Source organism: Paenibacillus sp. sgz302190 (genome assembly GCF_059820445.1).
Genome location: NZ_JBZYAO010000007.1, coordinates 248,043 through 266,908 on the forward strand (window position 1 = coordinate 248,043; position 18,866 = coordinate 266,908).

The window sequence follows — 18,866 nt, forward strand, 5'->3', positions numbered from 1 at the left end:
TGATGAAAAGATTTCATTTTTTTGCGGTCATTCTCATATTCGTCGTTTTAATTTTTTGTATCGAAAATGTGCTTAAAGACTACCAGTCTTCTTTGATGCACGAATTGCAAATTTCCGAGCAGTCGCAGTTGAACACCCGGGCCAATGCGCTGAAGTCGGCTATAGACCGGAATGTGAACTTGATGGGGGCGCTGGAGGCTTACGTCAAATCGGGCTATTTGCAAAATAGGAACGATAGCGAGGTACAATATTTTTTATCTTCCCTTTACGGCGAGGTGAAAAGCTCGGCCCTAAATTTAATTATCGCCCCGGATGGAATTGCCAGGTATGTGTATCCTGTGAGCGGAAATGAAAGTTTTGTTAATTGGAATTTGCTGAAAGATCCGCGCGAGAACGTCCAGATGCAAATCAAGCGGGCTCTGCAAACGAAAAAAATGACGCTGGACGGACCGTTCAAGCTTGTACAGGGAAATAACGGTCTGATTGCGCGGGAAGCGATCTTTCGGGACGGAGTTTTTTGGGGACTGGTGTCCGTTGGCCTAGACGTGGACAACATGCTGCAGGAAGCTGGAATCGGCGGCGGGAAAAACGGAGATATGGAAATAGCTATTCGCAGCAACGGATTTCTTGCGTTTTATGGCGACGACCAAATTTTTCAGAAGCAGCCGATGGTTGCGACAATCGTGTTTTCCGACAATGTATGGGAGCTTGGAGCGCTGCCTCAGGCAAGCGGCACGCATCGCATCGCCGAACAAATTACGCTCATTCGCGCCGCTTATTTGAGCATTTTGCTGATGGGCTTGCTGTTCTATTTATACATTGCGAGGCAGCGCAGCAAGCTCAGCGGCATGGTAGAGGTGCGTACGCAGGAGCTGCGGCATGCCAATGAAAATTTGACGGCCGTGAACGAGGAATTGCTGGCCGGGGAGCAGGAGCTTCAGCAGTACACCAGCCTGCTTCAGGAATCCGAGCAGCAGCTGACGTATTTGGCTTATCATGACGTGCTGACGGGCCTCTCGAACAGAACGTATTTTCAGTCGATCCTGAAGGAAATGATCGAACGCGCCGAAAAGGATGATGCCTCGGTCAGCATCCTGTTTTTCGATCTCGACAACTTTAAAATCGTAAATGACTCCCACGGCCATCTTACGGGGGATGTGCTTCTGCAGCAATTGGTAAACCGCATTTTAAAAGAAGAGCTGCCCTATCGCTCATTCGCACGGTTCGGCGGTGACGAGTTCGCGATGCTGTTTTCCGAGCCGTATCAGGAGCAGGAGCTGCAGCGTCTTAGCGAGCATCTGCTGGAATTGCTCAAAGCGCCTTTTCACATATCCGACAAAATGTTCTTCGTCAATACGAGCATCGGCATCGCGCAATATCCGAGTGGCGGCACGACGAGCGAAGAGCTGCTGAAAAACGCCGACAGCGCCATGTATATGGCAAAAAAAGAGAGCGGAAGCACCTACCGGTTTTTCAACAGGCAGATGGAAACGAACTCACTGTTCAAGCTGGAGATGGGAAACCATCTGCGGGAGGCGATGGAACGGGGGGAGCTGGAAGTCGTCTACCAGCCGCAAGTGGACTGCCTGAAAGGGGAAATCAGCGGAGTGGAAGCGCTGCTCCGCTGGAACCATACGACCAAAGGCGGCATATCTCCGGCGCAATTTATTCCGCTGGCCGAAGAGACCGGCCTGATCGTGCCTATCGGCGAATGGGTGCTGCGGGAAGCTTGCGCGCAAATGAAAGCATGGCACCGGATATTCGAGCGGCCGCTATCGATTTCGGTCAACCTGTCGGTGCGTCAGCTGCATGACGACAAGCTGGTCGATAAAGTGCGCCGGATTTTACGGGAAACGGGCCTGGATGCGCAGTATTTGGAAATGGAAATTACCGAAAATGTGGCCATGCAGGACGAACAGCTTGACGTGCTGCGCGAGCTGCGCAATTTGGGCGTAGCTATCTCGGTCGACGATTTTGGGACGCAGTACTCGTCGCTCAGCTACTTGAAGCGGTTTCCGGTGACCAAAATCAAGCTGGATCAATCATTTGTCCGCGGCGTTCATTCGGACAACAAAGACCAGGCGATGATCAGGGCGATCATCTCCGTCGCCAGATCTTTCGAACTGGAAATTATCGCCGAAGGCGTAGAAACCGAAGAGCAAGCAAGTTTCCTTGTAGCCAGCGGCTGCAGCCAGATTCAAGGGTACTACTTTTTCCGCCCCATGAAGGCGGAGCAGGCCGTGCAAGTGCTGCAGGACAGCTTGCAGGCCAAGCTGTCCTTCCTCGAAGCGCCCGCCGCCAGGCCGGACGGGCCGCAAGAGTAAAAACCGTCCGTAAGTACGGACGGTTTTTTTGGCCGGCGGCTGCACGCGCGCCGCAGCCGAGGGCGGAGCTGCAGCATGCGAGCAGCCGCCGCGGCTGAAGGCGCAGCTGCTCTGCACGCTTGCTGGGCGGCAAACCCGCCCGGCCGCTTCGCAAGCGCGCCGCGGGACAGCACCGCGCGCAAAAACCTGCAAAAGTACATCTTTTTGCACCTAAAACCGCTTGCCGGGAAAAATTCCTGCAAATTCGCAGTTTTTTTCGCCCAAATTCAATCTCAACCCCACCAAGAGCGGAAATTCCTGCACAATGCAGGCTTTTCCTCCAAACGAACCGTTTCCGGCGCAAAAGCCTGCACTTTTGCAGTTTTGCGGGCACCCGGCCGCCTCGCAAGCGCGCCGCGGGACGGCATCATGCGCAAAAACCTGCAAAAGTACATCTTTTTGCACCTAAAACCGCTTGCCGGGAAAAATTCCTGCAAATTTGCAGTTTTTTTCGCCCAAATTCAATCTCAACCCCACCAAGAGCGGATTCCTGCACAAATGCAGGCTTTTCCTCCAAACGAACCGTTTCCGGCGCAAAAGCCTGCACTTTTGCAGTTTTGCGGGCACCCGGCCGCTTCGCAAGCGCGTCGCGGGACGGCATCATGCGCAAAAACCTGCAAAAGTACATCTTTTTGCACCTAAAACCGCTTGCCGGGAAAAATTCCTGCAAATCTGCAGTATTTTTCGCCCAAATTCAATCTCAACCCCGCTAAGAGCGGAAATTCCTGCACAAATGCAGGCTTTTCCTTCAAACGAACCGTTTCCGGTGCAAAAGCCTGCACTTTTGCAGTTTTGCGGGCACCCGGCCGCTTCGCAAAACGTCTGCGCTTGTGCCGTCTTGAAATCTTTTCTCCCCAACTATACGCGATAAAAATCACTAGTTGCTACCGAAGAGGCGAAGCCTGTACTCCTGCTATACCGGAATGTTGTACTTGTCATGGAACTGTCCGATTATTTGTCTTAGTTTGAGATCGAGTTTAAGCATTACTTCCGATATCATATCATGCGGTATTTTCTTGTAGTAGGCATGCGCAATGCCGCCGGTAATGCACGCTATCGTGTCGCTGTCCCCGCCGATGGATATAGCTTTTCTGATCGCATCTTCAAAGTCGACCGATTCCAAAAAAGCAATTATCGCTTGCGGGACAGAGCCCTGACAGCTTGGATCAAAAGAGTAGTGAGGCCGGATGTCGTCCAGCTTTTGTTCCAAATTGTATTTGAATCTACGTTGGATGAACGATTGAATTTCACTTTTCGATTTGTTGTTTTTCGCCAAAAATACGGCACAGGCCGCTGCTTGAGCGCCAATGATACCGTGTCTGTGATTGTGGGTTACAATGGCTGAGCGCCTGGACTCGATCAATGCTTCTTCCAGTGTGCTCGAAGCAAATCCAATCGGACTCACCCTCATTGCCGACCCGTTTCCATAGCTTCCGTACGGTTTGGAACGGTTGCTTGCAGACCACTCTTCAAACTTTTGACCATACCCGACATGAGGATACCATCTTGCGTACTGCCGCAGTTTATTTGCATACAGCTTTTTGCTTGCCCAATAATCTACAAGCTTAACTGGATGCTTTTTCCTGCTAAGGACAGCGTCGGCTATGGCTACTGTTAAAACAGTATCATCGGTAAATCTCGTAAACCTGTCATATAGTTTAAAGTCCGTAGTTTTGGTGTTATGCCATTCAAAAACAGATCCAATTACATCTCCGATGACCGCACCTAACATAACTCACCTCAACCAAAGTCCAACTCAATCCACCACGGCACATACTTGGAAATGGACAAGCCCGTCTTCATCTAAAACAGCCAAGCAACCTGAACTTGCATTACCGGATTAGGGCTGCCCCAAATGGGGGGGAATGCCGCCATGCAGCGCAGCAACGCAAGCGCGGGATTCGCACGCTTTTGGAGCCAGCCTCGCGCCCGCAGGGCCGGCCACCCAGCTTGCTGCGGAACCGCCGCTTGCCGAGATACCTCCACGCCCCTGGCCGCGTCGACCCTGCTTGCTAAGGTACCGCTAGGCCCCTGCCGCAGTGCCGTCCGGCTTGCCGCGCCCGGGCCGCCCCGCCGCACGCCGCGTAACCGCCCCGCGGGATGCGGCAAATAGCAATCGCCCTCTACCTGGCCCAAAAGACCACAATAGAGGGCGATTTTCGCCTGCGAAGCGCGAGGCAGGCTTTTGCCAGAGGTAAGCCTTTGCCATCCATGCTTTCGCAAATGGCTACAACTGAACGACCTGCTTCTGCTGCTCTTTAAAATATACCCAATGTTTAAAGCCGATTTCCTTCAGCTTGGCTTGCACGAGCTCCCACTCATCGCCGACGCGGCTCGGGATGTGGGCATCGGAGCCGAACGTTACTTCGACGCCGTAATGGAGCGCACGTTCGAGGATTTCGTCGGACGGGTACCAGCCGCCTACGTCTTTGGTTTTGCCTGACGTGTTGATCTCAATCGCAACGCCGCATTCGCCGATCACTTGCAGCGTTTCATTGACTTTAGGCGTCGCAATGTCGGAAAAAGCGGGATAGAATCCCTTCATCGCATCGATATGTCCGAGAATGTGGAACATTCCGGCGCGGGCGGATTCCTGAATGAGGCGGTAGTATTCCTCTTTGTGCTCGATTTTCTTCTGTTCGTTCAATCCTTTCCAGCGGTTGCGGTTGAAGATGCTCACCCCGCCGGACAAATGCACGGATCCGATAATGTAATCGAACGGATATTTCGCATATTCCTTCTTGTACGTTTCGGCATGTTCGGGAAAGAAGTCCGATTCCACGCCGAGCAGAACATCGATTCGTCCGGCATATTCCTGTTTCAGCTGCAGCACTTCCTCGATATAGCGGGGGAATTCGCTTTTGGCCATAGCGATTTGCGGCTGTGCATGATCTTCCGGACTGCCGAAATAGGGAGAATGGTCGGAAATTCCGATCACCGACAAACCTCCTGCGATGGCCGCTTCAATATAATCCCGAATTTCACCCTGCGCATGACCGCAGCGATCGTGGTGCGTATGTAGATCAAATTTCATGGGGCTCCCCCTCCTCATAAGCGTAATCCTTATTCCGAGCCGAGAAACTGCGTTTCCGGCATGCCTTTCAAATCCCGTAAAAACTGCTGCATGGCAGAGCTTAAATAACGACCTGATTTATATACTACACCTACGGGGTGCGTAATATCCAGTTCATTGACCTTGAGCATTTTCAATGTGCCGTGGCGAAGCTCGTCGGTGACCGAAAGTTTGGAGATGATCGCGACGCCGAGGTTCAATTCGACCATTCGTTTCACTTCTTCGCTGCTGGACAGCTCCATTACAATATGGGGAGAAACGTCGTACGATTTGAAAACCTGATCGACAAACCGGCGTCCGGCCGTTTCCGGCGAAAGCATGATAAACGGAATGTTGCGCAGCTTTTCGATCGATAAATGAGAGAAACGGCTGAGCGGGTGCTGGGAAGAAACGATCAGTTCGAACGTGTCATAGTAAAGCACGGACGTCTCCAAAGACTGATTTTTTTCAAACAAATAAGTGATCCCGATATCAATCTGGCCATTTTCCACGCTGTTCATAATTTGCGAAGAAGTCGTGGAATGAATCGTCGTTTTGATGAGCGGAAACTGATCCTGGAAGTAAGACAGCACCCGGGGAAGAATTTGCATGGCGATCGAAGTCGTTGTGCCGATATGAATATGGCCTTGAGGGGTCTGGTTGAGGTCGGCCAAACGCTGCTTCAGGTCGCCTGCGATCCGCAATATTTTTTCGGCGTGTTCAAGGAACAGTTTGCCGCTGTCGGTCAAGGTTACGGGCTGGTTGCGGTCGATCAACACGGTGCCGAATTCATCTTCAAGGCTTTTGATCTGCGCGGATACGGCGGGTTGCGTCAAGTTAAGAATTTCTCCGGCTTTCCGAAAACTCATCGTTTTGGAGATAGTGAGCAGCGTTTCCAACTGGTTCATATTCATGCGCACACCTCCTTCTTCATGTTAGGATACAAATAAAATTTATCGAAATTGTAAAGGGAATAAAAACCTTTTCTAACCTCATTATAAGTCATGAGCGATGTGTCGGCAATGCTTCTGTATGGGATAGGGGAATATTGGGGATTAACAAAATATTAAGAGTGTCAATTTTCGTTGCAAGTTATTCAAATTTGAATATAATAATTTATGTATATAATGACGTACATGAGATAAACCTCTATCGAGGTCTTTTCGAAGATGAGCGACCGCGTTCAGAGGTAGGTTTATTCGCCAATAAGAATGCTGTTCTACGCGCTTTAGCGCTGTAAAGAACTTAAACATTCTTATGTGGTAAAGAAGGAGCTGGTAAGCATGTCAGAACGCAAGTCGAATACTACCTGGGTCGTCGTGGGGCTGCTGCTGGGACTGTTGCTGGCTTCCCTCGACCAGACGATCGTTTCAACGGCCATGCCTACCATCGTTTCGAAGCTGGGCGGCTTCGAGCAATTCGTATGGGTATTTTCGGCCTATTTGATCGCCAATGTAGCAGCCATGCCGATCTTTGGCAAATTGTCCGATATGTACGGGCGCAAATTGTTTTTCCTCATCGGAATCGTCGTGTTTATGATCGGTTCCGCGCTTTGCGGAACTTCCGCTTCGATGACTCAATTGATCGTATATCGCGCCATTCAGGGAATCGGCGGCGGGGCGCTGATGCCGATCGCGTTTGCGATTATTTTCGATATTTTTCCGCCCGAGAAGCGCGGGAAAATGCAGGGGCTGTTCGGCGCCGTATTCGGCATCTCCAGCGTGCTGGGGCCGGTTATAGGCGCTTATTTTACGGATTACGTGACGTGGCAGTGGATCTTTTATATCAATTTGCCGCTTGGCGTTATTTCGCTGGTGCTCATTATTTTCTCGTACCACGAGTCGGTGGAACACAGCAAGCCGAAAATCGATTGGGGCGGCACTATTTTGCTGACCGCGGCCATACTTTCGCTGATGTTCGCTCTGGAACTCGGCGGCAAAGAATACGCTTGGGGCTCCTGGCAAATCGTAAGCCTTTTTGCAGGCTTTGCCGTTTTACTATTACTGTTTATCGCAGTGGAAAAAGCCGCTTCGGAGCCGATTGTGCCGCTCGATTTGTTTAAAAACCGGCTGTTCACCTCCAGTATGGGAGCCAGCTTTGCTTACGGGGCTATTCTGATCTCCGCAGGCACTTATATTCCGATTTTCATCCAAGGCGTCTTTGAAGGCTCGGCTACAAGCTCAGGCTCCGTATTGACGCCGATGATGCTGGGAGTTGTCGCCAGCAGCGCCTTGGGCGGCCGCTTTATCGGCAACTTTTCATACCGCAACGTCCTGCTGGTTTCCATCGCCGTAGTCATCATCGCCACGTCGCTTTTGGGCGGGATTTCCATCGAATCCAAGCGCTGGACGCTGACGATTTATATGGTGCTGCTCGGACTTGGGCTGGGCGCCAATTTTCCGGTCATATCGATGTCCGCTCTGCACAAAATCGACTTCCGCCGCCGGGGCTCCGTCACATCGCTGGTCGGTTTTTTCCGCTCGGTCGGTTCGGCCATCGGGGTAGCGGTGTTCGGAAGCGTGCAGGTGAATTCGCTAACGGAAAAAATCAAGGCAGCCGTGCCGAATCCGGCCATGGCCAATCAATTCCACGATGCCAGAGCGCTGCTGCAGCCGCAGGTGAGATCGCAAATTCCTCCGGACGTTTTGCACAAATTGCTTGCCGCGCTTGCCGATTCTATCGCGACCGTGTTCCAAATTACGATCATTTTGGCTGTGCTCGGGCTTATTTTTATTTTGCTAATGGGCAGCGCCAAACTTGAAGTGGGCAAAGCTCCGGTTAAAGGCAGCGTGCCTTCCGGCCACTAGGAGGTGATTGCCATGTCGATAAAGCTTGTCATTCTCGGTTTGCTGATGGAGAAGGACCGCCACCCTTACGAAATCAGGCAGACGATGAAAGAAAGAGGCATGAACAATTATATGAAGCTGCAGGACGGATCGCTGTACTATGCCATCGACCAGCTCAAGAAGGACAGGCATGTCGAGGCTCTGAAAGTAGTACGGGATACGAATCGTCCCGAAAAGACGATCTACCGGATCACCGAGTCGGGGAAAAGTTTTTTTCAAAAGCTGCTGCTGGAGCAGTTCCACGAGGAGATTCGTTTCGACCATCCGCTGTATATCGCTCTGCCTTTTTCCGTCTATGGCAATCAGGATAAAATCGCCGAAATTTTGGAGTACAAAATTTTGGATCAAAAAGCGCTCATGCTGAAGATGAAAAGCTTGTACGAGGAGCACATCTCCAGCGTTCCGCGCGTCGTACTGCATATGATGATTGGCGGCTACAGCCGGGCCCAGACCGAGCTGAAATGGCTGCAGCGGCTGCAGGCCGACGCGAAGGCAGGCCGCTTGCAGGAAATAGGAAGCCCGCTGAATATAGAGTGGGAAACGATCGATTGAACGGGCCCAAACTGGGCCGTCCTAACTTAAAGAAAGGACCTCATTCTCCACTTGGCAGTGGAATTTGAGGTCCTTTCGTGTTCCCGTACCCCCGCGCAGCTTCCAGTATGCGTTGCTGCACTGCATGACGGCGGTCGGCCGACCACTGTGCGAACGCGCTTGGATCAGCGCTGGCAAGGCACAAGCCTGCGCAGCCATTCGCCAAGCGGGCTGGCAGATGGATGGCAACCCGCAAAAAGTAGCATGCCGGTCTGCAACCCCTGCCCTGGCAGATGGCAACCCGCAAAAAGCAGCATGCCGGTCCGCAAAACCTGCAAAAGTGCAGTTTTTTGCTCGTTGATTCGCTGGTAACGAGATATTCCTGCAAAAGTGCAGGTTTTTCAGCTCACATATGAGCTTAGGCTCATTTTAATGGAAAATTCCTGCACAATCGCAGGCTTTTCCGCCAAACAAACTGCTTCCCGCAAAAAAGCCTGCACTTTTGCAGGTTTTCAGCTCGCCATGCCGCTTTAAGATGGCTGGCCCCCAATTAGGGCGCCCCACTGAGAGCTGCCCTAACAACAGAGCATCGTGTCTTTCCCGGACAGTCTGACTTCTGCAAGCAGCGTTGCTGTCAATGCGCCGGCTCCAGCCGGCGAGCCGTTCGGCCGTTCCCCGCACCGCGCAGGGAGCGGCCGAACGCTGTCCCGCCGGGCGCGCCCGGGCCTGCAATGACCGCGCGGGAAGCCCCCGTGCGCGATTCAATCGCGTGCTATCGCGGAGCTTCCGCCGGATGGTCCCGCAGCAAAATCTGCCTCCGCACTGCCGGCGATAACGCTCAGCGCGAAGGCGCGCAGATCTTCGCAGACGAGGTCCGGCGTGACGCCCGCCAGCGCCAGCTGCTCCTGCACGTTGCCGGCGTTGGCGACGCCGGTCAGCACGAGAGCCGTGCGGCATCCGGCCACCGCTCCGCCACGGATGTCGGTCGCCGCATTGTCGCCGATGACCCACACGTCGCCTGCCGGCAGCCCCAACAGCGCGATGGCGTACGCCATAATGATCGGCGAAGGCTTACCGATCACGGTCGGCTCCGCGCCGGACGCGGTGCGAATCGCCGCCGCCAGCGAGCCGGCGCCCGGCATCAACCCTCCGTCCGACGGCAGCAGGTGGTCGGGATTGGTCAATACGTACGCCGCGCCTCTGCTCAGGTGGCGTACCGCTTCCGTCAGCTTCGCGTAGCTGAAGCTGCGGTCAATGCCCTGGACGACGTAGTCCGGCGTGTCCGCGTCCAGGATGAAGCCGGCCGCCTCCAGGGCTGTGCGCAGCCCGGCTTCGCCGATCATATGGACGCGCCGCCCGGCCCGGCGCTCCGCCATATACTGCGCCGCCGCCTGCGAGGACGTGTAGACGGCTTCCGCCGGCACTTCGATGCCGAACTCCCGCAAATGGTCGGCCACCTGCTGCGGCGTGCGGGAGGAATTGTTCGTGACTAGCAAATAAGGCAGTCCTTTGCTTTGAAGCAGCCCGATAAAAGCTTGAGCATGAGGAATCGGCTCATGCCCCCGGTATAAAGTTCCGTCCAAATCGATCAAAAATCCGTTCATGCTGCAAATGCGCTCCCTTCCGTCAGCCGACGCTTGCCTGCGCCGGAAATGCATCGTCTTGCATGGAAGGCAGGGTGATTTCCACCGTCGTTCCTTCCCCAAGCTTGCTGCGTATTTTCATTGTACCTCCATGCGCCTCGATAATGCGATAGCAAACCATGAGCCCGAGCCCGGTCCCTTTTTCTTTCGTGCTGTAAAAAGGTTCCCCCAGCTTGGGCAGCCGTTCCGGAGCAATGCCGCAGCCGTGGTCGATAAAACGGATGCACAGCGTTTTGCGGTCATCCGCCGGAAACGCCTGTATGCGCATCGTGCCCCCAAGCGACATCGCTTCGAGCGCATTTTTTAAAATATTGATGAACACCTGCTTCAACTGATGCTCGTCGCACGAAACGAGCGGCAAGCCGGACGACAGGTCCGCTTCAATCTGAATATTATTGAGCAGCGCCTGCGGCTGCAGCAGTTCGATCGTGCTCAGCACGATGGAATCGAGGCCGCGGGCTTCGAATTGGATCGCTTGAGGCTTGGAAACAAAAAGAAATTCGTTGACGATAAACTCGATGCGCTGCAGCTCTTTTTGCATAATTTCAATGTAATATTTTTCCTTGGGGTTGTCCGTTTTCATCAGCTGCAAAAAGCCCTTCAATGCCGTGAGCGGGTTGCGGATTTCGTGCGCGACGCCTGCGGCCAGCTGTCCGACCGCCGAGAGCTTGTCGGATTTGAAAAGAAGCTCCTCGGTTTTCTTTTGCTCGGTAACGTCTTTAAATGTTATGACCGTCCCAAGCAGCTGCCCGTCCCCTTCGAGAATCGGACTGCACATATATTCGACAGGGAAACCCGACCCGTCCTTGCGCCAGAACTGCTCCTCCTTCACTACGCTGACCTCCTGATTCAAAAGCGAGCAGAGCAAAGAAGATTCTTCGTCCGAACCGGAGGTATTGTCGGAGGAGGGCCTGGGCCGCATTACGTTCTGGATTTTGCGCCCGAGCATTTCATCGACTCTCCAGCCTGTCATCGCTTCTGCGGCTTTATTCCAAAATATCGTTCGCCCGCCCGTATCGACACCGTAAATGCCTTCCGAGACGGAGTTCAGAATGAGCTGGTTTTGCCGGTGCAGCTTGTCGATTTCTTTTTTCTGTTCCTTGACTTCCGTCAAATCTTTAAGAATCGCGTAAACCCCTGTGATCTTGCCGTCCACCTTGGTAGGAACGAACGTGACGTTCGACTGGACCGGATATCCCTTTTGATGGATAAAAGCGGCTTCGAAATGCTGGGGCATTCCGGCGGAAGCTACTTGAAAGTGATGCAGCGCCTTGAGCAGATCCGGCGGGTTGATCATAGGAATGAAGGAGGTGCGGCGCGCACTGCCGGTATCATGGCCGATCAAGCTTTCGAGTCCGTGATTGACGGAGAGCACTTCGCCGTCCAGGCTAAAGGAAATGATCGAATCGGGGTGGTTGTCGTACAGGGACTTGTACCTCTGGGCTTGTTCTTTCATGATGCGGTCTTCCGACTTCAAATGCATGAGACAATAATACGCGAGACCGGCGATCAGGCATATGAAAAATATGTCAATGGCGATTCCCGCAAAGCGGAAATCCTGCAAATAGGGGATGCGATGCAGGAAAAACAAGTCTACAAGCAGAAGGAAAAAAGCGGCCAGATGATATACGAGAGCTATTCGGAATAAAGTCCAATGCTGATTCGGCCCATTCTGGTTAGCGGTCATAGACTCTCATCTCCTTGAGGGATTTTCTACCATAATTGTATCAGGATTCGACAGAAAATCATACATTTTGCCAACATTTTCTGAAGCTTGCACCTTGTCGGCCGCTCGCCCGGTGCGTTTTGAATTTCAGCCTTTTCGCAACTTTCAACGAACCTCTAGCGTCTAGTAAAATGAGGTGAAAATAACCATAAATGGGATAAGGAGGATTTTGAGATGCACAGTGAAATACATGCGGACATAGCGGTTATTGGCGGTGGCGTAGGCGGCTGTGCGGCGGCTCTGGCCGCTTGCAGCATGGGGAAGAGAGTATGTCTGACGGAGGAATACAATTGGATCGGCGGTCAGTTGACGAGCCAGGCCGTGCCGCCCGATGAGCATAAGTGGATCGAGCAGTTCGGGTGCACCCGAAGCTATCGCTTGTTCCGGGAGCATGTGAGGAGCTATTATCGACAATATTTTCCGCTATCCGATTATGGCCGTTCGGCCGTGTATCTGAACCCCGGCAACGGAGGGGTGAGCCGGCTTTGCGCCGAGCCCCGCGTCATGCTGGCGGTGTTGCAGCTGATGTTAATTCCTTATATGAACAGCGGTTTGCTAACCATTCAAACCCGCTCTAGAATCGTCAAAGCCGAAACCGATTCCGATCAAATCCGCGCGGTCACTGTCAAAAACGACTGCGGCGACAAGCTGACGATCCACGCCTCGTATTTCCTTGATGCGACGGAATGCGGAGATGTGCTTCCGCTTGCCGGAGTGGAATATGTCACGGGAGCGGAGTCCAAAAGCCAGACGGGAGAACCTCACGCACTGGACGGAGAGGCCGATCCGCACGATATTCAAGCGTTTACCTATTGTTTTGCGATGGATTATTTCGAAGGCGAAAACCATACGATTGAGAAGCCCAAGGACTATAACTTCTGGCGATCGTTCCGGGCCGACTTTTGGCCGAACCCTCAGCTTAACTGGGTATCGCCCGATCCTAAAACCTTGGAGCCGACGGAGGAAACGTTGTTCCCGGGCACGGACAAATACCCGCTGTTCATCTACCGCCGAATAACGGATAAAAACAATTTTGTTCCGGGAACTTACCTGTCGGATATCACTTTGGTGAACTGGGCGCAGAACGATTACTTCCTGGGCAACATCTATGACGTTTCGAAGGAGAAGAAACAGAAGCATCTTGAGGAAGCGAAGCAGCTCAGCTATTCGCTGCTGTACTGGCTGCAGACCGAAGCGCCGCGTCCGGACGGCAAAGCCGGTTATCCCGGATTGAGGCTGCGACCCGATGTGGTCGGCACCGAAGACGGGATGGCGCAGGCTCCGTACATCCGCGAATCGCGGCGGATTAAAGCGGAGTTTACGGTGCTGGAGCAGCACGTGAGCACGGCGGTTCGCGGCGAGCTTGGCGCCGTGCCGTTCGACGACAGCGTCGGGATCGGCTGCTACCGGATCGATCTGCATCCGAGCATGAGCGGACGCAACTTCCTCGATATTTCGTCCGTCCCGTTCCAAATTCCGCTCGGCAGTCTCATTCCTAGAAGGGTGAACAATTTGCTGGCCGCATGCAAAAACATCGGCACGACGCATATTACGAACGGATGCTACAGGCTTCATCCCGTGGAGTGGAATATAGGCGAATCGGCCGGATATACGGCTGCCTACTGCCTGGATAACGGCTATACGCCCAGTCAAGTCCGCAGTGACAAAACGAAGCTGGAAGGGCTGCAGTCGCTGCTGACAGCCAGAGGGATCGAACTGGCCTGGCCCAAAATCGGACCGGTATAACCGCAGGATCGGGACCGTCCCGTCCCATACGCTGCGCTTGATAGCGAGTGAAACCGGGACGGGCGGAACGGATGCACGGCGCACCGAAATTGGCGAAAGAACGCACGAGCCTGGCCTCCGGCCAGGCTTCAGGCCGTTGAGCAAGCGGAAAGCGATGAACGGCTCCGGGAAAATGGTCGGCATGCGGTCGTAAGCAATTTGCACTATTTTGTGAACAAAAGCAGTATACTTGTCCTAAAAATTTAGGTATAATGTAGAAAAACGTCGAGGGATCATGTTCACGAAGGAGACCGGAGCAGATGAAGGCTGAGTATATTACCCCCTTTTTAGAATCGGCTAGAATCGTCATCGAGCAAGTTGCCAACATTCGTCCTACAACAGGGCAGCTCGGCGTCAAAGACGTCAAATTTGTGGAAAATTACATTTGGATTCAGATCGGTATGACCGGGCAAATGGAGGGCGACATCGTATTCGGGATTGCCGAAGAAGTCGCGCTCAAGATGGTTTCCGCCATGATGGGCGGGTTCGTCATTACCGAAATGGACGAAATGGGCAAGAGCGCCATATCGGAGCTGGGCAATATGATCAGCGGCAACGCCAGCACGATGCTGTTCAACCAGGGAGTTCGCGTCGACATTACCCCGCCGAAGCTCATTCAATCCGTAACCGCAGCAGGCTTTGTGCCCAAAAAAGCGTTAACGATTCCTCTTATCATGGAGAGCATCGGCGAGCTGGATATTCAAGTCCTCATTACATAAGGAACGGCAAGCAGTTTTGCAGGAACATATGATACAATGAAATGGAGTGCTGCATGCCGCGGTTCTCCATTTTTTTATTATTTTACAAATAAGGAGCAAGCGCCTTTGAACATTGCGAACAAAATCGTTCTTATTACCGGAGCGTCCAGCGGGATCGGCGAGGTCATGGCGCAGCAGTTTTCCGCCAAAGGAGCTATCCCGGTTCTGACGGCCCGAAGCAGGGACAAACTCGAACGGATTGCCGCCGGCCTGCCGGGGGAGAGCGCGGTCTACCCGCTCGATGTGACGGATACGCAGCAAGTGAACGAAACGGTCCGGGACATCATCGGCAAGTTCGGGCGGATTGATATATTGATCAACAACGCGGGATACGGCCTTTTCGAGACGTTTGCGGACGCGCCGTTGGAGCATTTCGAAGACATGATGAACGTGAATTATTTGGGCATCGTGCGCTGTACCAAGGCTGTTTTGCCTCATATGCTGCAGGCGCGCTCGGGCCATATTGTAAATATTGCATCGATGGCGGGCAAAGTCGGCACGGCCAAATCCACCGGCTATTCGGCGACGAAGCATGCGGTGATCGGCTTTTCCAACAGCCTTCGCCAGGAGCTGGCAGGCAGCGGCGTATCGCTGACGACGATCAATCCCGGCCCTATCGCTACGCCATTTTTTGACAGAGCCGATCCGACCGGCAATTATGTGAAAAATGTGTCCTGGTTCATGCTGAAGCCGGAAAAAGTCGTGCACGAGCTGATCCGCGCCATCGAGAAAAACATACCGGAAAAAAATTTGCCGTTCGTCGCGGGAGTCGGCGTCAAGCTGTTCAACCTGTTCCCCCGCGCGTTCGACAAAATTTCAGCCTCGCTGCTGAACAAAAAATAGACGCGCTCCAGATTTGCCCGCTGCCAAGCCCTTTAAGCGACCGGATGCGTCCCTATTTTGAACCCTCGCCGTTCGGGCCGGCTGCTTTCAGCGCCTGGTTCAGGCTGCGAATCTCCTCGAAAATGCCGCGCATCGCCGCCTTGCTTTCCGGGTGGGTTTGGTTCCAGTGCGAGGTCAGCGCCGGAAGCGATTTGTGGATGTGGCTGTACATCGCCCAAATTTTTATTTTGGCGATCATTTCCGGGGACGTATCGCCTGTCAGGAGCTCGGCCGCTTTTTCCATCAATGCGTCAAATTCCTTTTCCAATTGTGTATTCATACGTTTTAGCCTTTCGGTGGATGATAAATATAAAGATCGATTCAGTTTAAGTCTAGCGCAACCCCGCACTACTGTCAAAAATAGGAGGGCCATCATGTCCATATCGGAAACCGCGGTTCGCGACGGCCAACTGCTGGAGAGGCAGGAGCTTCGCTGTCATGCCAAACAAGTGAAGCTGTACTTGATTACGTACGGCAGCCAAGGGCTCAAAGTCAAGGGCTATTTGGCCGTGCCGGAAGGCGAAGAGCCCAGACCGGCCGTTATTTACTGCCGAGGCGGCATCAGACGGGTCGGCATGGTCCGCAAAAGAAGAATCGTCTCCATGGCGCAGCGGGGGTACGTCGTTTTCGCCCCTTTTTATAGAGGGAACGTAGGAGGGGAAGGGCGGGAGGATTTCGGCGGCGAAGACCGGTTTGACCTGTTTCATGCCATCCCTATGGTGCAATCCTTGGCCGAAGTAAAGCCGGGGCCCGTGCCTTTGATCGGTTTTTCCAGAGGCGCGTTGATGGCGCTGCGGGCGGCCAAAGAATGCGACGGTGTCGGACCGGTCGTCGTATGGGGAGGCGTGAGCGACTTGTTTCAAACGTATGAGGAGCGGGTGGATTTGCGCAGAATGCTGAAACGGGTGGTCGGGCATCCGGTCAAAAACCCGGAAGCCTACCGGGAGCGCTCGCCCGTTCATTGGACGGAGCAGGTGCGGACGCCCGTTTTTATTTTGCACGGCACCGAAGACAAGCAGGTTAGCGTGGACCAGGCGAGAAAACTCGCGACAGCCCTTGAGCAGGCAGGCAAAACATATACGATGGAGCTTTACGACGGACTGGAGCACCGCTTTCCGCGGGACCGCGAGGAGCAGGCGCTGCATGCGGTATTTGCCTGGCTGAATAAGAAGCTGGCGGAGGCGGAGGCCGCGAAATGAGCCCTAAATCTTTGACAACAATGCAACAAAAGGAAGTATATTCCACTTTTTTTATGTTTAATATTGTTTACTATCTGTTTATGCCCTAATATAAATAGGAAGAGAGGATGTCGAGGGTCGGGTCATGCTGGGAGGCTTTTATGTCGAAGTATTTGAAGCTGATTTTCACTAGTGATTTTTATACTTTGGATAAGGGCATACAGGAGCAAGTCTATCAAGAATTTTATATGCTGGTCTATCCGATGATTTATTTTATTATGCGCGATCATTCAAGCGTTGAAGACATTATCCAGGAATCTTTTTTACGGGCTGTGCGCAAATCGCCGACCTTGAAAGAGCGGGATAAGTACGAGAGCTGGCTGAGGAAGCTGGCCCGCAACGTGACGCTTAACCATGTGAAAAGGCATAAGCGCAATCGCGAGGAGCTTGAGGCCGAACTCATCATTGCCGGCAAGGAAGCGGCTCCGGGAGCCGAACCGACCGTTCCGCTCGAGAAGGAAGTCGAGCTGAGATTTATGAGGGAAGCGATTATTACGTACATCAATCAACTGAGTCCTTCCTATAGGCAAATTATTGCGATGAAATGGATACATAACTTGTCGTACAAGGATATGGCTGAGGAGCTTGGCGTAACCGAAGGCGTTGTCCGCCAGCGGTTATTCAGGGCGAGGGAAGCTATCCGGCAAAAGCTGGCCGAAGACTGGGGCACTCCGAACGAGTAAAAGCCCGGGAGCCCGGCCGGCTTGAGCGCGCACTTTTTTTAAACCACATAAGAATGTTTAAAGTTCTTTACAGCGCTAAAGGGCGTAGAACAGCATTCTTATTGGCGAATAAACCTACCTCTGAACGCGGTCCTCACATCTTCGAAAAGACCTCGATAGAAGTTTATCTCATTTGTATCCGTTTGAAGGGTCGCTTATAATTGGTGAAAAGGTGAAGGAAATGAGGAATTGATGTGACTACAAGCTTTGATGGCCTGCAAATCGGGCAATCTTACGTACATAAATTGGCGGAGATGGGGATCAAACAGCCGACTTCGATCCAGGAGGAAGCGATCCCCGTGCTCTCGCAAGGAAAAGATGCGATCATCCAGTCGCAGACCGGCACAGGCAAAACGCTGGCTTATTTGCTGCCGGCGCTTCAGCGGATCGATGTCCGGGTCAAGCAGCTGCAGGTGCTCGTTGTCGTGCCGACCCGCGAGCTTGGCATGCAGATCGTCCAGTGGATCGAGAAGCTGACCGACGGGGAACCGATCCGCTCGCAGTCGTTGATCGGCGGAGCCGCGTTAGCCCGGCAAGTGGAGAAGCTGAAGCTTCATCCGCACATTGCGGTAGGTACGCCCGGGCGTATTCTTGAGCTTGTCAAAATGCGCAAGCTGAGCTTGCACCATGTGCAGTTGGCCATTGTCGACGAAGTGGACCAAGTATTCGAATTGGGCGCGATGAACGAAGTGGAAGCGATTTTGAAAGGGATGCTGCGGACGAGCCAAACCGTATTCGTATCGGCGACGATACCGGACAGCATCATGGACGCCGCCGGCAAGTGGATGAAGGAACCGGCCGTTCTCAAAATAAATCCGGGGCAGCGCACGGCGGAAACGCTGGAGCATCTTTATTTCGTATGCGAGGAAAGGGACAAAATCGATACGCTCCGCAGGCTGGTGCGGCTCATTAATCCGCCTTCAGCGATCGTTTTTGTCAACGCGACTGCCGATATCGCCGAAGTGGTGCAGAAGCTGCAGTATGTCGGGCTTTCGATCGAAGCTTTGTACGGCGAAGCAAGCAAACAGGAACGTGCGAAAACGATGCACGCTTTTCGCGACCGCAAGTTTCAGCTGCTGCTTGCTACGGACATCGCGGCGCGGGGCCTTGACATCGAAGGCGTCACGCACGTCTTCCATCTGGACCCGGCGACCAATGCGGAGTATTACCTGCACCGGGTCGGCCGGACAGGCCGGATGGGCCGCAAGGGAACGGCCATTTCGATCGTGACGCCGAAGGAGCAGTTCATCCTCGGCAAGTTTGAAAAGCAGCTCGGCATCGATATCGTGCCGAAGGCGATGTACGAGGGCCGGATCGTCG

The 18,866-nt window shown here is 53.3% G+C and carries 16 protein-coding genes; 10 read left to right on the forward strand and 6 right to left on the reverse strand.

Going from position 1 to position 18,866, the window contains the following annotated elements; translation table 11 throughout:
* Window positions 1-2 precede the first annotated feature (2 nt).
* Both AC6RNO_RS11305 and AC6RNO_RS11310 read left to right on the forward strand, forming a co-directional pair.
* Complete coding sequence (locus AC6RNO_RS11305) at window positions 3-2,324, forward strand: bifunctional diguanylate cyclase/phosphodiesterase (RefSeq protein WP_474686086.1); 2,322 nt, start codon at window positions 3-5, stop codon at window positions 2,322-2,324.
* 119 nt (window positions 2,325-2,443) lie between these two features.
* The gene (locus tag AC6RNO_RS11310; protein ID WP_497105504.1) at window positions 2,444-3,076 is read left to right on the forward strand and encodes a hypothetical protein; all 633 of its coding nucleotides are present in this window, start codon (window positions 2,444-2,446) and stop codon (window positions 3,074-3,076) included.
* A gap of 200 nt (window positions 3,077-3,276) precedes the next feature.
* Here AC6RNO_RS11310 and AC6RNO_RS11315 read toward each other — a convergent pair whose 3' ends face one another.
* The 3 genes from AC6RNO_RS11315 to AC6RNO_RS11325 all read right to left on the reverse strand — a co-directional run bounded on the left by AC6RNO_RS11315 (window position 3,277) and on the right by AC6RNO_RS11325 (window position 6,329).
* On the reverse strand, window positions 3,277-4,095 hold the full coding sequence (locus AC6RNO_RS11315; RefSeq protein WP_497105505.1) for an ADP-ribosylglycohydrolase family protein: 819 nt from the start codon (window positions 4,093-4,095) through the stop codon (window positions 3,277-3,279).
* A 495-nt stretch (window positions 4,096-4,590) separates the two neighbouring features.
* On the reverse strand, window positions 4,591-5,397 hold the full coding sequence (locus AC6RNO_RS11320) for a histidinol-phosphatase HisJ family protein (RefSeq protein ID WP_497105506.1): 807 nt from the start codon (window positions 5,395-5,397) through the stop codon (window positions 4,591-4,593).
* A 29-nt stretch (window positions 5,398-5,426) separates the two neighbouring features.
* Entirely contained in the window at window positions 5,427-6,329 is a 903-nt protein-coding gene (locus AC6RNO_RS11325; protein WP_474686092.1) for a LysR family transcriptional regulator, read from the reverse strand.
* A gap of 369 nt (window positions 6,330-6,698) precedes the next feature.
* Between AC6RNO_RS11325 and AC6RNO_RS11330 the strand changes: the two genes are divergently transcribed.
* Both AC6RNO_RS11330 and AC6RNO_RS11335 read left to right on the forward strand, forming a co-directional pair.
* A complete protein-coding gene (locus AC6RNO_RS11330) occupies window positions 6,699-8,222 on the forward strand; it encodes a DHA2 family efflux MFS transporter permease subunit (protein ID WP_497105507.1) in 1,524 nt (507 codons plus the stop codon).
* Between the two features lie 12 nt (window positions 8,223-8,234).
* Window positions 8,235-8,813, forward strand: a complete 579-nt coding sequence (locus AC6RNO_RS11335) for a helix-turn-helix transcriptional regulator (protein ID WP_497105508.1) — start codon at window positions 8,235-8,237, stop codon at window positions 8,811-8,813.
* 740 nt (window positions 8,814-9,553) lie between these two features.
* Here AC6RNO_RS11335 and AC6RNO_RS11340 read toward each other — a convergent pair.
* Together AC6RNO_RS11340 and AC6RNO_RS11345 are read right to left on the reverse strand one after the other, a co-directional pair.
* The gene (locus AC6RNO_RS11340) at window positions 9,554-10,396 is read right to left on the reverse strand and encodes a TIGR01457 family HAD-type hydrolase (protein ID WP_497105509.1); all 843 of its coding nucleotides are present in this window, start codon (window positions 10,394-10,396) and stop codon (window positions 9,554-9,556) included.
* A gap of 22 nt (window positions 10,397-10,418) precedes the next feature.
* On the reverse strand, window positions 10,419-12,122 hold the full coding sequence (locus AC6RNO_RS11345; RefSeq protein WP_474686103.1) for a PAS domain-containing sensor histidine kinase: 1,704 nt from the start codon (window positions 12,120-12,122) through the stop codon (window positions 10,419-10,421).
* 213 nt (window positions 12,123-12,335) lie between these two features.
* On the opposite strand from AC6RNO_RS11345, the gene AC6RNO_RS11350 reads away from it, so the two are divergent.
* The 3 genes from AC6RNO_RS11350 to AC6RNO_RS11360 all read left to right on the forward strand — a co-directional run bounded on the left by AC6RNO_RS11350 (window position 12,336) and on the right by AC6RNO_RS11360 (window position 15,547).
* Complete coding sequence (locus AC6RNO_RS11350) at window positions 12,336-13,907, forward strand: FAD-dependent oxidoreductase (RefSeq protein WP_497105510.1); 1,572 nt, start codon at window positions 12,336-12,338, stop codon at window positions 13,905-13,907.
* Between the two features lie 299 nt (window positions 13,908-14,206).
* Window positions 14,207-14,665 (forward strand): chemotaxis protein CheX, encoded by a 459-nt coding sequence (locus AC6RNO_RS11355; RefSeq protein ID WP_474686107.1) that lies wholly within the window; start codon window positions 14,207-14,209, stop codon window positions 14,663-14,665.
* A 105-nt stretch (window positions 14,666-14,770) separates the two neighbouring features.
* Window positions 14,771-15,547, forward strand: coding sequence for an SDR family NAD(P)-dependent oxidoreductase (locus AC6RNO_RS11360; protein ID WP_497105511.1), 777 nt, complete (start codon window positions 14,771-14,773; stop codon window positions 15,545-15,547).
* A gap of 52 nt (window positions 15,548-15,599) precedes the next feature.
* Here the strand turns inward: AC6RNO_RS11360 and AC6RNO_RS11365 are convergent, their stop codons facing one another.
* Entirely contained in the window at window positions 15,600-15,866 is a 267-nt protein-coding gene (locus AC6RNO_RS11365; RefSeq protein ID WP_474686111.1) for a DUF2573 family protein, read from the reverse strand.
* A gap of 94 nt (window positions 15,867-15,960) precedes the next feature.
* Here AC6RNO_RS11365 and AC6RNO_RS11370 point away from each other — a divergent pair, with 94 nt between their 5' ends.
* From AC6RNO_RS11370 to AC6RNO_RS11380, 3 genes are all read left to right on the forward strand, one after another.
* Window positions 15,961-16,785 (forward strand): prolyl oligopeptidase family serine peptidase, encoded by an 825-nt coding sequence (locus tag AC6RNO_RS11370; protein ID WP_497105512.1) that lies wholly within the window; start codon window positions 15,961-15,963, stop codon window positions 16,783-16,785.
* Window positions 16,786-16,925: 140 nt separating this feature from the next.
* Window positions 16,926-17,507: an RNA polymerase sigma factor gene (locus AC6RNO_RS11375; RefSeq protein ID WP_474686115.1), complete on the forward strand. Its 582-nt coding sequence runs from the start codon at window positions 16,926-16,928 to the stop codon at window positions 17,505-17,507.
* Window positions 17,508-17,740: 233 nt separating this feature from the next.
* A partial coding sequence (locus AC6RNO_RS11380; protein WP_497105513.1) for a DEAD/DEAH box helicase occupies window positions 17,741-18,866 on the forward strand: 1,126 nt, incomplete at its 3' end.

Bases quoted from the DNA above. Each gene is read 5' to 3' on its own strand.
- AC6RNO_RS11320 (WP_497105506.1), bottom strand. From the start codon at position 5,397: ATGAAATTTGATCTACATACGCACCACGATCGCTGCGGTCATGCGCAG.
- AC6RNO_RS11325 (WP_474686092.1), bottom strand. From the start codon at position 6,329: ATGAATATGAACCAGTTGGAAACGCTGCTCACTATCTCCAAAACGATG.
- AC6RNO_RS11335 (WP_497105508.1), top strand. From the start codon at position 8,235: ATGTCGATAAAGCTTGTCATTCTCGGTTTGCTGATGGAGAAGGACCGC.
- AC6RNO_RS11375 (WP_474686115.1), top strand. From the start codon at position 16,926: ATGTCGAAGTATTTGAAGCTGATTTTCACTAGTGATTTTTATACTTTG.
- AC6RNO_RS11365 (WP_474686111.1), bottom strand. From the start codon at position 15,866: ATGAATACACAATTGGAAAAGGAATTTGACGCATTGATGGAAAAAGCG.
- AC6RNO_RS11370 (WP_497105512.1), top strand. From the start codon at position 15,961: ATGTCCATATCGGAAACCGCGGTTCGCGACGGCCAACTGCTGGAGAGG.
- AC6RNO_RS11340 (WP_497105509.1), bottom strand. From the start codon at position 10,396: ATGAACGGATTTTTGATCGATTTGGACGGAACTTTATACCGGGGGCAT.
- AC6RNO_RS11315 (WP_497105505.1), bottom strand. From the start codon at position 4,095: ATGTTAGGTGCGGTCATCGGAGATGTAATTGGATCTGTTTTTGAATGG.
- AC6RNO_RS11345 (WP_474686103.1), bottom strand. From the start codon at position 12,122: ATGACCGCTAACCAGAATGGGCCGAATCAGCATTGGACTTTATTCCGA.
- AC6RNO_RS11355 (WP_474686107.1), top strand. From the start codon at position 14,207: ATGAAGGCTGAGTATATTACCCCCTTTTTAGAATCGGCTAGAATCGTC.
- AC6RNO_RS11305 (WP_474686086.1), top strand. From the start codon at position 3: ATGAAAAGATTTCATTTTTTTGCGGTCATTCTCATATTCGTCGTTTTA.
- AC6RNO_RS11350 (WP_497105510.1), top strand. From the start codon at position 12,336: ATGCACAGTGAAATACATGCGGACATAGCGGTTATTGGCGGTGGCGTA.
- AC6RNO_RS11330 (WP_497105507.1), top strand. From the start codon at position 6,699: ATGTCAGAACGCAAGTCGAATACTACCTGGGTCGTCGTGGGGCTGCTG.